This window comes from Acinetobacter sp. UBA3025 (assembly GCF_002367915.1).
GTDB lineage: Bacteria > Pseudomonadota > Gammaproteobacteria > Pseudomonadales > Moraxellaceae > Acinetobacter.
Map to the genome: position 1 here is coordinate 1 of NZ_DFDO01000157.1, position 14,118 is coordinate 14,118.

The 14,118-nt window shown below is 39.2% G+C and carries 11 protein-coding genes and 2 pseudogenes; 6 read left to right on the forward strand and 7 right to left on the reverse strand.

All coding sequences use genetic code 11. From position 1 onward, the window contains the following. The 3 genes and pseudogenes from B4J23_RS06610 to B4J23_RS06620 form a co-directional block, all read right to left on the reverse strand. A pseudogene (locus tag B4J23_RS06610) lies at positions 1-361 on the reverse strand (DUF1826 domain-containing protein); the annotation flags it as partial. A 240-nt stretch (positions 362-601) separates the two neighbouring features. After that, positions 602-946 carry a DMT family transporter gene (locus tag B4J23_RS06615; protein WP_414631564.1) on the reverse strand — a complete coding sequence of 115 codons (345 nt, stop codon included), beginning with the start codon at positions 944-946 and terminating at the stop codon, positions 602-604. 12 nt (positions 947-958) lie between these two features. Beyond that, positions 959-1,387, reverse strand: coding sequence for a DMT family transporter (locus tag B4J23_RS06620; RefSeq protein WP_291359464.1), 429 nt, complete (start codon positions 1,385-1,387; stop codon positions 959-961). Positions 1,388-1,521: 134 nt separating this feature from the next. Here B4J23_RS06620 and B4J23_RS06625 point away from each other — a divergent pair, with 134 nt between their 5' ends. Then, a complete protein-coding gene (locus tag B4J23_RS06625) occupies positions 1,522-2,451 on the forward strand; it encodes a LysR family transcriptional regulator (RefSeq protein WP_291359465.1) in 930 nt (309 codons plus the stop codon). A 363-nt stretch (positions 2,452-2,814) separates the two neighbouring features. On the opposite strand, the gene B4J23_RS06630 is transcribed toward B4J23_RS06625, so the two are convergent. Further along, positions 2,815-3,609, reverse strand: a complete 795-nt coding sequence (locus tag B4J23_RS06630; protein ID WP_175967601.1) for an IclR family transcriptional regulator — start codon at positions 3,607-3,609, stop codon at positions 2,815-2,817. A 424-nt stretch (positions 3,610-4,033) separates the two neighbouring features. On the opposite strand from B4J23_RS06630, the gene B4J23_RS06635 reads away from it, so the two are divergent. The 4 genes from B4J23_RS06635 (at position 4,034) to B4J23_RS06650 (ending at position 8,015) form a co-directional block, all read left to right on the forward strand. Then, positions 4,034-6,109 carry an FUSC family protein gene (locus B4J23_RS06635; protein WP_291359468.1) on the forward strand — a complete coding sequence of 692 codons (2,076 nt, stop codon included), beginning with the start codon at positions 4,034-4,036 and terminating at the stop codon, positions 6,107-6,109. A gap of 3 nt (positions 6,110-6,112) precedes the next feature. Next, entirely contained in the window at positions 6,113-6,313 is a 201-nt protein-coding gene (locus B4J23_RS06640; protein ID WP_005235637.1) for a DUF1656 domain-containing protein, read from the forward strand. Positions 6,314-6,347: 34 nt separating this feature from the next. Continuing rightward, complete coding sequence (locus tag B4J23_RS06645) at positions 6,348-7,355, forward strand: HlyD family secretion protein (protein WP_291359469.1); 1,008 nt, start codon at positions 6,348-6,350, stop codon at positions 7,353-7,355. A 216-nt stretch (positions 7,356-7,571) separates the two neighbouring features. After that, complete coding sequence (locus B4J23_RS06650; protein WP_291359471.1) at positions 7,572-8,015, forward strand: BLUF domain-containing protein; 444 nt, start codon at positions 7,572-7,574, stop codon at positions 8,013-8,015. 204 nt (positions 8,016-8,219) lie between these two features. Here B4J23_RS06650 and B4J23_RS06655 read toward each other — a convergent pair whose 3' ends face one another. After that, positions 8,220-8,510 (reverse strand): hypothetical protein, encoded by a 291-nt coding sequence (locus B4J23_RS06655; RefSeq protein ID WP_284879287.1) that lies wholly within the window; start codon positions 8,508-8,510, stop codon positions 8,220-8,222. A gap of 183 nt (positions 8,511-8,693) precedes the next feature. Here B4J23_RS06655 and B4J23_RS06660 point away from each other — a divergent pair. Further along, positions 8,694-9,081: pseudogene (locus B4J23_RS06660) on the forward strand (tautomerase family protein). A 280-nt stretch (positions 9,082-9,361) separates the two neighbouring features. Here B4J23_RS06660 and B4J23_RS06665 read toward each other — a convergent pair. Both B4J23_RS06665 and B4J23_RS06670 read right to left on the reverse strand, forming a co-directional pair. Next, positions 9,362-11,470: a TonB-dependent receptor family protein gene (locus B4J23_RS06665; protein WP_291359473.1), complete on the reverse strand. Its 2,109-nt coding sequence runs from the start codon at positions 11,468-11,470 to the stop codon at positions 9,362-9,364. A gap of 232 nt (positions 11,471-11,702) precedes the next feature. Further along, positions 11,703-14,105: a glucose/quinate/shikimate family membrane-bound PQQ-dependent dehydrogenase gene (locus B4J23_RS06670; RefSeq protein WP_291359475.1), complete on the reverse strand. Its 2,403-nt coding sequence runs from the start codon at positions 14,103-14,105 to the stop codon at positions 11,703-11,705. Between the last annotated feature and the right edge of the window lie 13 nt (positions 14,106-14,118).

Below are 14,118 nucleotides of genomic sequence, written 5' to 3' on the forward strand. Positions count from 1 at the left end.
GATCGACATGGAATGAATAGACATCTGTAGTAATGAAATCGAGCTTATTATCCCGTTCATAGCATTTGAGCAGATTGAGTGAAGGGGAAGCGCCGTAGTCAGTCAGTAGCTGTATATCTTCTAAGATAATCTTTCTTGCCAGATGACCGCTTTCTGACAGCTGGAGTTTCATAAGATCATCAATTGAAACTTCAGTCATATTTTCCTGTAAATGAAGCTTATTCACGATCTCGGCAAAATCACCTGCTAAATTTCTAGACCAGCAAATCGCATTCATCGCACCCTTAAAATCCGAATTAACGAGTTCTGAAAAGTTTGAGACTACACGAATTTGTTTATTGCCTGAAAATTGATTATGCATGCTTAAGTGAAATGACTTATGAACTATGCCTAATATTACCCTTAGATTCCTCAAAATAACTTTATGAGCTCATAAAAAAAGAGATTTTAAAACCTAAAATCTCTTTCCTTCCATAGTATCTTAATTTTCAGCTTGTGCTTTGGCTGCAATATTACTTTTATAGATAAAAAATAGTGCAACAGCTAATAGGGCAATTGCTGCTAGTCTGGATCCATCTAAATGAATCACCGGATTATTCAACTATCCAAAATGATCGATGAGCAGACTCATTAATAACTGGCCACTAATGACGGCGACAGTGGTGGCAGCAGCGCCCAGTCTAGGCATAGCAAATACAATCGTAAGCATATAGGCCACGCCAAAAAATGCACCTGTTAATTGCCATCTTGGGGCTGTGAATAAATTCAACTCATGGTTTGGTTCAAGAAAGAAAGCAATTAGAAAACTGACTAAAGCACCTAAAACAAAGGTCAGCCAAGAACTTTCTAATACGCCTACTTTAGCACCTAGACGACCATTAATTGAAGATTGAGCACATAAAACTGCTCCGCCAAAAATAACGACTAATAACATTATATAAATCATGGAGAAGCTTCCTTATTGAATAAGCCATAATGCAGCTAAAATAGCTACCAGCGCGCCAATACGATATTTGTCTACAGCCCGTTTATGGCTACCTAACAAACCCCAGTGATCAATAATAAGACTGGTCGCAACCTGGCCAAACAGGATGCCCACCATGGTCAGGCCAACGCCAATATGAGGTGTCGCTACAGTTAAAGCCACTACATATATAGGGCCTAATATACCGCCAGTCAGTTGCCACCGTGGCTGCTTGAACATGAGAGAAAGCTTTGGACGGCTGAAGATCAACCCCAAGGTTAAGAGCATTGATCCGATCGCGAAAATTCCCAAGGTCGCCCAGAAATGCCCAATTTCTTCCCCGAGTGGACCCAGTAAACCCGCTTCAACAGATAACCCCATACCTGCAAGAACGACTAATGGGAAAATCCACAACTGTTTCATATATGCTTTCCAAAGGAAGAAAGCAACGAATTATATTCTCTTATTTAAAAGCTACAATTCCGCAATTTTTCAAAACATAATTGCTATTATGACAATAATAAAATGATTGAATTAAATTCAGGGATAGATCAAGTATGCAACTCAATGCATTACGCTATTTTGTGATGGTAGCAACCACAGGCAGTTTTTCAGCTACGGCAAAGCATTTTCAGGTTCCATCTTCCTCAGTATCTCGTTCTATTTCCAAACTTGAACAGGAAATTGGACAGCAACTTTTTTATCGTAATACACGCTCTGTCCGGCTAACTGACATAGGAGAAAAGTACTTTGTGCAAATTAAGGAAGTGCTGGATACGCTAGATCTAGCCAATGAAGAAATTTCTGGTAAAAATGCGATCAGAGGGTTAATTCGTATCAATACAGCGGTTGCGCTGGGAAGGCTACATATATCGCGTATAGTGAATAAATTGCATGATAGCTATCCAGATCTTTCAGTCGAGCTAACCTTGACGGATACTTTTATTGATCCTGTACAAGAAGGCGTAGACATTGCGATAAGGATTGGCTCATTACAAGATTCAGCATTAATTGCACGCAAGGTTTGTGATCAACAATATGTGCTGTGTGCGAGTCCTGCATATCTTAAAAAACATGGAACTCCACATTCCCCATACGAGATTCAGAATCATCAGTGTCTGGTGTATAAGGGCGTTTCAGGAAGCCAACGCTGGTATTTCCGTCAACAGGAGCATGACACTCCGATTTTAATTGAGCCACAAGGACCTTTAAGAAGCAATAATGCAGAAGTCCTGGTAGATGCGGCATTGGAAGGACGGGGGATTGTATTATTTCCAACCTGGATTTTTACGGAAGACTATTTCAAAACACGTAAACTGGTTCAACTCCTTCCTGACTGGATCAGTACAGTGGAACCTTATTCTATAGGGATTCATCTGGTTTCTCCTGAAAACAGAATTCGTTCACAAAAGGTTAGAACTGTGCTTGATTTTATTTTAAAAGAAATTGGAGATCCGCCGTACTGGGATAATATTCTTAAGCTATAAAGATTTTATGATCCAATTATAGGAAGCTTGATGGGCTTCTTAGTTATCTCGTTTTTGATCAAGAAGGATTCTAAAGCAGAGCTAAAATTAAAAGCATAAAATGGATGAATTTATACGATTTCAAATTTCTAACTTTAGATTTTATCTACACATCGCAATTGTAAAATTCTTAACTTTCCTTAAATGTATCCGCATTATTGTTATAAATCCAAAATTAAAATAAAAAAGCCTATCTCATTCGAAATAGGCTTTTTTACCTCTGAGGAATCTTCTCGCCATTTAATTCAGTTAAGAATGCTATGACTTAAAGACTAAGAATCATATTATGAGAATATGAATAGTTTTTCAAACATAATTTAAATTTTATTTGGTTAAATTATTACGAATGTCACTTGTGCTTGCAGGATGGTAAAGGAACTTATTTTCAATAATCTGTGCTTTCTCCTGAAGAATTTGTACTAATTTTTCCAAATTTACGAAATCAAATCTATTTTTTGAAGCTAATAAAGTAAGCGCTAAAGGTGGTTCTTTAAGAGAGAATTTAACTGGTACAGACAAACCTGCAACTTGAGGATCAAGTTCACCACTAGAATAATAATAACCCTGTTTTTTAATCTTTCTCATTTGTTCCAGAAAAGCGGTTTCATTCTGCACAAATCCCACTTCTTCAAATGCATCTGCATAACGTTGATAATAATCAAGCAAAGCTTGCTTCGGTAAATGTGCCATGATGACTTTTGACGATGAGCCTACATAGACAGGACGTGGACAACCGCGTCCAAATGAAAGCAGATGTGCATTTTTAAAGACTTCGTCATGTAAGTCGATACAAGAATCATAATTAAGATGAGTCAATATACAAGAGAATTCAGTCCGTTCGACGATTTCCTGCATAAAGGGAATGCTGATCTGAACCAAAGGATCAGTTTTTCTTGAAATATAATCCAGAACAGCAATTTTTGAACCCAGCGTATAATCACCGGATGTGCCACTGATTCGCTGTAAAAGTTCAGCCGATACTAATTCTTTTAAATAGCGATAACTGGTGGGTTTGGAGAGGTTTAATTCTTCACTGATGATATCTACATTAATCACTGAACGTGATAACGAAAATAGATCGAGAACAGTAAGAATTTTTCCAAAACTTGCTTGCGCCATAAAAAACCTGAAGTGCTGACCATTGAAAAAGGTTATGACTCACTTTAGCTTAAAAGAGGGTAGTAGAGGCAACTATTTACCTAAAATTCTCGAATCATGAGGATATAGGAAGAAAAGAGACAAATATTCAGCATAACGGCCTATGCAATGATAAAAAAATCATACTTATTCTCATATAGAGATATTTTTATTGACAATAAAGCGGTTATTTGAAAAAATTACTTACACAAATATCCAATGATGAATAATTAAGCAAAGCATTATCTTTTGCTTTTTATATTTTCATCAACCAGTTTCAGTTTAATCAGCTGAATATTCTAATTTTATAGACTTTCAACAAGTAAAAATTTTGTCACTGAGTTCTTTGGGCTTGGTGGGCAGGTTATTTACTTTAGAAAATAAAATAAGCTCTTAGAGAGAAACCATGCTGCTTATAAAATCTTTACTCGCATTTCGTCCAAATAAAATGGACTGGATTTTTGCGACTAAAACGTTTGTGGCTGGTATTTTGGCGCTCTACGTTGCGTTGATTTTGGATCTTGCTTATCCGATTTGGGCTATTGGCACAGTTTTCGTTATTGCCAATCCTTATACGGGTATGACCGCTTCAAAAAGTATCTATCGTGTACTAGGTACTTTATTAGGCGCAATTGTGGCAGTTGCAGTTACTCCTTGGCTAATCAATACACCGTGGTTGTTTACGCTGTTTTTATCCTGCTGGGTTGGCCTCTGCTTATATTTCTCTTTGCTTGATCGTACACCGCGCAGTTATATACTGATGCTGGCTGGATATACGACTGTCATTATCTGCTTCAATATAATTTACTTTATTGATACTGCTTCATTATTTGATATGGCAGTAGGACGCTTTCTGGAAATTACAATTGGCGTCGTTTGCAGTGCGATTGTGACAACGACGATATTTCCAATGCATATTGGCCCCGCAGTGAAAAGTCGTGTCAGTAAAACCTTAGTGGATACTCAGCAGATTTTTAATAAAATTCTATTAGAACCACGTCAAGACCAGAACTATACAAAAGCTTTAAGCCAATTAGCTGCAGATATTGCAGATATTCATGTCATGGCTGTGCATTTAAGCTATGAAAAGTCGGCTCTACAGGGAATGACCAAACCACTGCAGGAAATGCTGAACCAGATCACAATGCTGGTGAGTAATTTGGTGGCAATGTCAGAACGCATGCAACAGTTAGACTTCATTGATACAGGATATCGCCAGCCATTAGCAGATTTACATTCCAAAATTAATAAATATCTAACTGATGAACATACATTAAAAGAGTCTGAACTGAATCAACTTCCCACTGATTTTGAAAAAGATTTCCTGAAAATTTTTGAACATTCAAAAGATGATCAAATTGTGATATTGAAAAGCTTGAAAATGGATATCCGCCATTTCATTCGGAATATCCATGCAATTAAGTTGATCTGGCAGCGAATCCAACAAGGGGATACTTCACTGCCTGAAATGATTGTTCCACTTACTACAAACTATCCAACCCTGCATCGTGATCATGGCGTAGCAGTGCGGGGCGGGGTTTCTGCATGCCTCACTGTTTTTATTGCTACTGCCTTTTGGATCTTAAGCGGTTGGAAAGCAGGATTTATGCTGGCTGAAATGGCTGCGATCAGTGCATGTATATTAACGGCGCTGGATAATCCAGTGCCTGCATTGAAGCTGTTTATTCGTAGTAGCTTATATGCTTCGATCGTTATCTTCATATATGCGTATGGAATTTTTCCAAATATTATAGAATTCTGGCAGTTAGCGCTTGTACTTGCACCATTCTGCATATATTGCCTGATGCTTTTTTTGCATCCACCCTTGGTTGGAATTGGTTTGCCTTTGTTGATGGGTACGATCATGGGACTGAATTTTCAGAACCGTTATACCCTGGATCAAATTTCTTTCTTCAATGCAGCGATTGGTACAGTGATCGGGCCAATCATCGCTGTATTTATTATCCATATGATCCGTGCTATGTCGCCAGATATAACCGTACAGCGCATTTTGGCCATTCATAACCGAGCAATTCGACAAGCACTGTATATTCCTTATGGGGTACGGTTCCGCATCCATTTACGTACGATGATTGACCGCATCGGGGTATTGAATACTAAAGCTGTAGAATCTGAAGATCTGAAAAATAAAATCAATCAAGCACTCATTGAATCCAGCGCCATCGTGGATCTGGCACGGTTACAAGAACTCATACTCAAGTTACCTGAACAGCAGCCTTTGACCCAGCAACTCGAAGATCTTCAAATACAGCTGGATGAATATTTTCGTGCCAAAGAAATTGGACAAAATTATGATGCTGCCTTCACACAGTTAATTAACAAAATACAGGCTTTGGAAGCAGATCTCATCATGCAGGAACATACAGATGTTGTAGAACGGCTGCATATTTCACTCAACAATATTCGTAGCAGCTTATGTCATATCAAGGCACCGCCAAGATATGCAGGCGCAGGAGATTAATACATGGGAGAGCTGAATATCTATGGTGTGTATGTGCCGATTTTATTGATTCAAGCTGTGATTGCCTATGTACTGCTCAGAATCTTGATGAAGTGGCTAGACAGACTAGTCGCAAATGACTGGATCATCATGCCGAATATTTTCTATTTATGCACTTACGTACTTTTGCTGGGCGCCGTCCATTGGGCAGGCTTATTACTATGAGGTCTGATATTAAAATGATTGAGGAAAACCGTATATGACATCTGTCAATTTACGCAAATATTTGCGGCCTGTACTTTTGACGGTAGTGGCTGTTCTCGCCATTTTAGTGATTCGACATATCTGGAATTATTATAATTCTGAGCCATGGACGAGGGACGGGCGTGTACGTGGTGATGTAATTCAGGTGTCATCAGATATTTCAGGCCTGGTCACAGAAGTCCTGGTGCAGGATAACCAGACCATCAAGAAAGGGCAGCCTTTATTTAAAATTGATGTTGAACGTCAAGAACTGGATGTTCAAGAAGCTCGTGCGGATCTTGCGAAAGCAAAAGCAGGTCTAGCGCAAGCTGAGGCTGAACTGGTGAATGCTAAAGCCAATGTCGTGAAATCCCAAGCAAATATTCATCTGGCAGACAAGAATGCAAGTCGTTATTCAAGCTTAATGGATGGTGCTATTTCAAAACAGGAACAGGATCAAATTTTTGCTGCACGAGATGAATCACATGCCGAGCATGAGCAGTCTTTAGCTGCAATCGAACAGGCCAAAGCGAATATCGAACAGCAAAAAGCATTAATACAAGTCGCCGAGAATAACCTCAATCTCGCGCAACTTAATTTACATCGTTCAGAAGTTGTTGCTCCGGCAAATGGGACATTATCAAATTTTGAATTAAAAGAAGGGAATTATGTCAAAGTTGGCCAAGCGGTTGCAGCATTACTAGATCGTAAGCAGCTCTATGTAGTGGGTTATTTTGAAGAAACCAAACTGGATAAAATTTACGTGGGAGCACCAGCTACAATTCAGCTGATGGGTGATTCGCAAAAACTTAAGGGCCATGTGCAAGGTATTGCCTCGGGGATTGAAGATCGCGAACGTACTGCTGGTTCAGGTCTTTTAGCGAATGTGAATCCAACCTTTAGCTGGGTACGTTTAGCCCAACGTGTCCCTGTTAAGATTATTCTGGATGAGTTACCAAAGGATGAACTTGCCTTCGTTGCAGGGCGAACAGCAACAGTGCATATAGAAAAGCAAGAAAAATAAACTGTCCTGTAATTCAATAACACAAGGTTCTTGACGAAAAGAGAACCTTGTTATGAATCCTGATTTAAAAAGATCAAAAGGCTATAAGAAAACCCCAATAATAAGAAGTATGTAATTTGATCATTAAATTACCTTGTCATTACATGTTTATTGACCATTCGTTCAAATTTTTATATTTTCATATGGACTTTTTTTAAGCAGGAGGAAATTTTTATTATGAATGATGTAAGGCTTTTATATGTAAGTAAGTTCAAAGATGAGAAATGCTCTACTTCTGAACTTTATAATATTTTAACAGAAGCCTTAGAATTTAATGAGTTACATAAAATCTATGGCGCACTCTATTTTGGTAATAATTATTTTGTCCAGTGTTTGGAAGGCACTGAAGAAAGTGTAAAAGACCTTTTCTATAATCGAATAGTTAAAGATCCACGCCATAAGAACTGTGAAATTCTTTCTTATGAACTAATCGACTCATATCTTTTTTCTAGTTGGCACATGAAGTATGCCAATGTCCATAATGATCTCATTGAGTTCTTTATCAAGAATCATCATGATGGATTTAATCCTTATCTCCTGGATCCAGACACTATTCCTGCTTTTATAGAATTACTCAGACAGCACGAAGATGATTTATACAAAGCCCAGGTGATGGCTTAGTCAAATTAAGATGTAACATGTGATATGTTAATTTAAAGAAATTGCTATATTACATGTTATATTTATAATTTTAAGTTATTGAAATTTATGAAATAATTAAATTTTCAGTTTAAAAAAATAGAGATGGTTAACCTTCTCTATTTTTTAATAGATTTAAAATTCCGAAGCAACTTAAATAAATTCCAGCACTTTAAGTCTCAATATTTAAAATATTTCCTGATTATATATTTCTATTCTTGAAATAAAATCGAGAGGCATAGTTAGTCTTTCAGCCGTTATTGTTTCGAAATGAACCCAGATAGCTGCGTCTCTATTCTCAAAACTAATACTTACAAGCTTAACCAAGTCATAGGGTTCAACATTGTGAGTCAAGATAATATTATAAAAGTGATCTGAGCGTACGTAAGAGATAAGCATTTGATGAATAGCTACTTGTTCATCGCTACTTAGCTCACTATATTTACTTAGTTCAGGTAAATCATGTTGTCTGTTCACTTTAGTCCTTATCAATCTTCAAGTTTTTTAAAGAGGACCAGAATTTTATCAATTTAGACAGGGCAGCATTTAGTTGTTTTGTATAAATAATTGAACTTTTTATGAATGATGCTGAACAACAACGCTAGCCAGATTAAAGCGCACACTATAATTAAAACTGTAACTATAAGAGCGTAGAAAACAATGTCTCAAATAAAAATTTATGCTTTAAATAAAACAATCGAACTACATAGAATAGAACTGAGTAAAGCTATTCATCAAGCTTTAGTCAAAGAGCTAAATTGTCCCGAGAAAAGATTTTTCAACGATTTATACCTTTAGAGTCTGAAAATTTTATTTACTCAAAGGATCGATCCAGATCTTAGACCATTATCGAGATTTGAATGTTTGAAGGAAGAACAAAGAGACCAAGAGAGTATTTATTTAGGCTTTATTTAAAAATATAAGTCATTTATGTGGGATTAAATCCAATGATATTGAAATAACTATATTTGAAACTCCTAAAGAAAACTGGGGTATTCGAGGAAAAATTGCGGATGAGCTTCATCTAGGTTATGAGGTAAATATTTAGGTAATTTATATAAAGAAAACCTTCAAACTAATCTTAATATCTACGTTTAACACGACTAGGATGAAAAAAGACATATTAACTAATTGGTGAGTGCTACATACAGAAATAGGCCATATGCATAATATCCTATTTAACATAATATACATTATACGAAATAAAATATATATTAGCCTCAAATAGAAATGTCCACCATAGATTCGCACTTATTGCTTATCTTGGCGGACATTCACATGTGAACATGAATCTTGAATAAATTGAGAAAGCTTAAATCAGATTTAAATTAAAACTGTTTTGTCACGCTTAACCCAGCACTCCAGTTACGACCTTCTGCAGGTTCATAGAAACGACCATTGCTTTCATTGACAATGACTGAACCTGAATAATCCTTATCAAACAGATTATCTACGCGTGCAAACGTTTTTATAGATAAATCTTTGACATTCCAGTTATAGCCTACATTAGCCCCAGCCACTGTATAACTTGGTGCAACTTCAGAATTAATATCATTCACAAAAATTTGGTCTGAATAACGCACATCAAGACCTGCATTAAAGCCATTTTCAGGTTTCCAGCCTAGACTGACAAAAACCTGATTTTTAGCAATTCCAGGAATATAATTACCTGACGAAACTGCAGCTACTGTACCAATTGCTGGAATATCGGCATCAAATGTTGCATCAATATAGCTATAGCTGGCTTGAGCTGTTAGATCACGCCAAAGATCTTTATTCCAAGATAGCTCTAATCCTTTTCTTAGAGTTTTATCTGCATTACGAAATGTTGAGCGCCCGCCATCACTTCCCGCAGAAACAATGTCATTTTTGGTTTGAGTCTGAAATGCTGCTAAGGTCATATCACCAAAGCGATTCGCAGATTTTAATCCTAGCTCATAAGTTTCACTTTCAGCCGCTTTTAAGCTTAGTACATCGTTGCTACCATCAGCCGGATAAGCCATTTCGGTAAATGTTGGTGTTTCAAAACCTTGTGCATAGCTTGCATAAGTCATTAAATCAGGAAAAATTTTCCAACTTAATGCAACTGAAGGCAGTAATTTCTCATAAGTCGTTTTACCTGAATTATCGCCATTGCTTAGGTATCGATCTTCAGATTTAAAATGCACATTGCTATAACGCAAACCAGCATCTAGCGTCCAATCTGGCGCAAAGTTATAAGATGCTTGAATATAAGGATCTGCATTCCAAAGCGTATTGTCTTCATTACGACGGAGTTCACCATTAACGCCTAAAGTATTACCGACAAAGTTTTGATAGCCTTTACGGTCTTCGGTCATACCATCTACAGCCACACCAGCAATCAATTTAGTGTTTTGTAAAATATCTGTTCCGGTCCAGCGAAGATCTGCTCCATAAAACTGACGGTCAAAATCAATGACACCACCCGCATGATTTGGACCACCTTGTGCTGTACTTGGAATAGATTGATATTGAGTGACTTCACGCTGTCCCCAATATGCCATACCGTACAATTCATGCTGATCATTGATCGGCTTGTTCCAGGTCAGTCCTGTCTGGAATTGCTCAATTTCTTTACGTGCATTATATAGCAACACATTCGCTGCGACCTGTTTAGGATTTTCTCGCCATTGATCTCGAGTTAAACCACCTGGATCATCTGCTGCAATTTTGACATAGTTATTGACCCAGTTAATTTTAGAGCCATCGTCCAGATCCCAAGTCAGCTTGGCATTGTTCAGTACTTTATGTGCACCACTATGATCACGGAAACCATCCGTATCAAAATAAGATGAACTGATGATATAGCTTGGTTCAGAAGCATTTTCTGAACCACCTTGTAGCACCAGGTTCGTTTGGCCTTTGTTCTGACTGCCGCCCGAATATCCCAAAGTGACTGAATCAGGTCCCTGCCCTTCACGGCTTTGTGTCAGGATGGTTCCGCCAGAAGAATTACCGTATAGTGAGGAAAATGGACCACTCAGCACTTCAATATGATCCAGACTATTCAGGTCAATATTCGAGGTTTGCCCCTGCCCATCCGGCATAGTGGCAGGAATACCGTCTACATATAAACGTACTCCTCGCACACCGAAAGTCGAACGTGCACCGAAGCCCCGCATTGATATCTGTAAATCCTGAGCATAATTTTCGCGGTTATTCAGTTGTAAACCTGGTACACCTTTTAAGGTTTCAGACAGATTCACATTCAGGCTATTCTGTTGTTCCTGATTCAGATAATAGGTAGATGCCGGTGTTTCCAGAATGGCACGATCTGTACGGGTTGCTTCAACCACAATGGGAGCCAGTCGCTGTACCTCTGTAACCGGTTCTTCCGCATAAATTCCTTGACTGATACAAGCAATCAGACAGGATAAAGTCGATTTCATCGGCAACCGCGTGGTATGAAGGTGCATAGCTAATATTCCTGATATCTGGCATTCACTCATGCCATGGGAGTTCAAACGTTTTAAAAGTGTCTTATTAATTTTAAAGACTCAGCATCTGCATAAGATCAAACTGAATACTTGCAGGAAAGCTGAGCTAAAGGTTCATGATTTTCTAATCAAGCTTTATTGTCATAACAGCCTGTATTTTGCATAAAAAAGCCTGACGAATCAGGCTTTTTTACTTAACTATAAAACTTCATTATTTATTGTCAGGTAGTGCATAGGCAACCAAAGAGTCACCCATTTTGGTACCGAAGGAACCGTGACCACCCGCCATAATCACAACATACTGCTTACCATTGGCTTCATAAGTCATTGGCGTCGCTTGACCACCTGCAGGTAGACGACCTTTCCACAGCTCATCACCATTAGTCACGTTGATCGCACGGATGTAATTGTCTTGAGTTGCACCGACAAACATCACATTACCTGCAGTCGAGATTGGACCACCTAACATTGGTACACCCATTTTAAATGGAGGCAATGGAATGCCCGGCATACTGTCACGAATCGTACCGATACGACGTTTCCAAGCGATTTCATGATTGGTCAGATCAACACCAGCCACATAACCCCATGCAGGTTGCTTACATGGTAAGCCGAATGGAGAGAGGAAGGCACTGATTTCAACACCATAAGGCACGCCATACATTGGCTGTACCCCCGCTTCAGTACCTGCACCTTTGGCAGTCTGCTTACGGTTCGGATCTTGCGGAATCAGACGAGATACAAATGGCAAACCAATTGGGTTGGTCAATGCAATTTGACGGTCTGGATTCACAGACATACCGCCCCATTCGAATACCCCCAAGTTACCCGGGAAGACCAGCGTCCCGTTTTCAGAGGGTGGTGTATAAATACCGTCATAGTTTAATTTCTTGAACGATACACGACACATCAACTGGTCAAACATAGTGGCACCCCACATGTCCTTATCCGTCAATTTATCTTTAGGAGCCAGATTAAAGTCAGAGAACGGTTGAGTTTTTGAATACCACTCGCCTTTGGTTTGCGGACCGCGTTTTACTGACTGAGGTACTGGTTTTTCAGTAATCGGAACGATCGCTTCACCTGTACGACGGTCTAATACAAAGGCATTACCGGTTTTGGTCAGCACATAGATCGCTGGAACCATTTTCCCGTTTTTGTCTTTGATATCAGTCAATGTCGGTTGAGCGGGTACATCCATATCCCACAAGTCGTGGTGAGTAGTCTGGAAGTTCCAGATCAATTTACCGGTAGATGCATTAATCGCCAGCATAGAGTTCGCATAACGCTCGTCTAGCTCAGTACGGTGACCACCGTAGATATCCGGTGTACCTACACCTGTTGGTACATAGACGATATCCAGCTGTGCATCATAAGCCAATGGCGCCCATGCGTTTGGAGAGTTATTTACGAATTTTTGCCCTGGAGCAGGAATCGCATTTGGATCTTCCGCACCCGTATCAAATACCCAGAGCAATTCACCAGTATTTACATCATAACCACGAATCACACCTGAAGGTTCTTCAGTTGAATAGTTATCTGTGGTTGAACCGGCGATGATAATGGTTGTACCTGTCACCACAGGAGGTGAAGTCGGGTTATAACCGCCTGGATATGGGAATGGCATGTCTTTTTGCAGATCGACTTCGCCGTTATTACCAAAGTCGGAACATACCTTACCAGTAGTTGCATTGACCGCCACCAAACGTCCGTCATTCACTGGTAAGATTACTTTCTGAGGACATTCGGCAGACGTAGTTGAACGCGCAGCCAGGCTGCTTTCAAAACCTGCAGTATTGTTCGCATCATAATAAGATACGCCACGGCAAGTTAAATGCTGGAAGGTATTGTCCGCTTTTAGCTTAGGATCAAAACGCCATTTTTCCTTACCCGTCGCAGGATCAAGTGCAATCAGGTACTGGTGAGTGGTACACATAAACAGGTTATTACCCACTTTAATCGGGGTTACCTGATTCGTAGTTTCACCAGAATCTTTATCCGTTTTTACATCACCGGTATGAAATTCCCAAGCTAACTCCAGATCTTTTACGTTATCAGCAGTAATCTGTTTTAATGGAGAATAACGTAAACCTGACTGAGTACGACCATAGGCTGGCCAGTCTTCGTCAGCAATACCTGGAATAGACTGATGCACTGCAGGCTGCTGTGATTTTAATTCGCCACGGATTTCTTGCGGGTCATTAAATACAGAGTAAATCATGACAGCAATCGTAATTGCCAAGGAGCCAGTCAGCGCCATTTTTGCCGCTTTGCTATCGCCAAAACCGCGAGTTACTGCAGGAATCAGCAGAGCCAGACCAAACAGGCCTAAAATATCTAGACGTGGTGCCAGTGCAAAGAAGTCTGAACCCACTTCCCAAAGACCCCATACCACTGTACCAAGGACCAATACTGCATAAACAATAAGGGCTGTGCTTTTACGTTTTTGTAATAACACGGCTGTCGCCAGGAAGAACAGACCGGCAATGATGTAGTACCAAGACCCACCAAGTGTTGCCAGATATATTCCTCCAAATAGCAGAACCAAACCGAAAATGGCAGCAATAGCTGCCAGAATCGTTTTCAGTACTGAACCTGAAGACGAAGTATTCATATTGAACACCTTT

What these genes read in the sequence shown, in the direction of transcription:
- B4J23_RS06635 (WP_291359468.1), top strand. Translation starts at nt 4,034, where the DNA reads ATGCTGCTTATAAAATCTTTACTCGCATTTCGTCCAAATAAAATGGAC.
- B4J23_RS06650 (WP_291359471.1), top strand. Translation starts at nt 7,572, where the DNA reads ATGAATGATGTAAGGCTTTTATATGTAAGTAAGTTCAAAGATGAGAAA.
- B4J23_RS06615 (WP_414631564.1), bottom strand. Translation starts at nt 946, where the DNA reads ATGATTTATATAATGTTATTAGTCGTTATTTTTGGCGGAGCAGTTTTA.
- B4J23_RS06670 (WP_291359475.1), bottom strand. Translation starts at nt 14,105, where the DNA reads ATGAATACTTCGTCTTCAGGTTCAGTACTGAAAACGATTCTGGCAGCT.
- B4J23_RS06665 (WP_291359473.1), bottom strand. Translation starts at nt 11,470, where the DNA reads ATGCACCTTCATACCACGCGGTTGCCGATGAAATCGACTTTATCCTGT.
- B4J23_RS06645 (WP_291359469.1), top strand. Translation starts at nt 6,348, where the DNA reads ATGACATCTGTCAATTTACGCAAATATTTGCGGCCTGTACTTTTGACG.
- B4J23_RS06625 (WP_291359465.1), top strand. Translation starts at nt 1,522, where the DNA reads ATGCAACTCAATGCATTACGCTATTTTGTGATGGTAGCAACCACAGGC.
- B4J23_RS06640 (WP_005235637.1), top strand. Translation starts at nt 6,113, where the DNA reads ATGGGAGAGCTGAATATCTATGGTGTGTATGTGCCGATTTTATTGATT.
- B4J23_RS06630 (WP_175967601.1), bottom strand. Translation starts at nt 3,609, where the DNA reads ATGGCGCAAGCAAGTTTTGGAAAAATTCTTACTGTTCTCGATCTATTT.
- B4J23_RS06620 (WP_291359464.1), bottom strand. Translation starts at nt 1,387, where the DNA reads ATGAAACAGTTGTGGATTTTCCCATTAGTCGTTCTTGCAGGTATGGGG.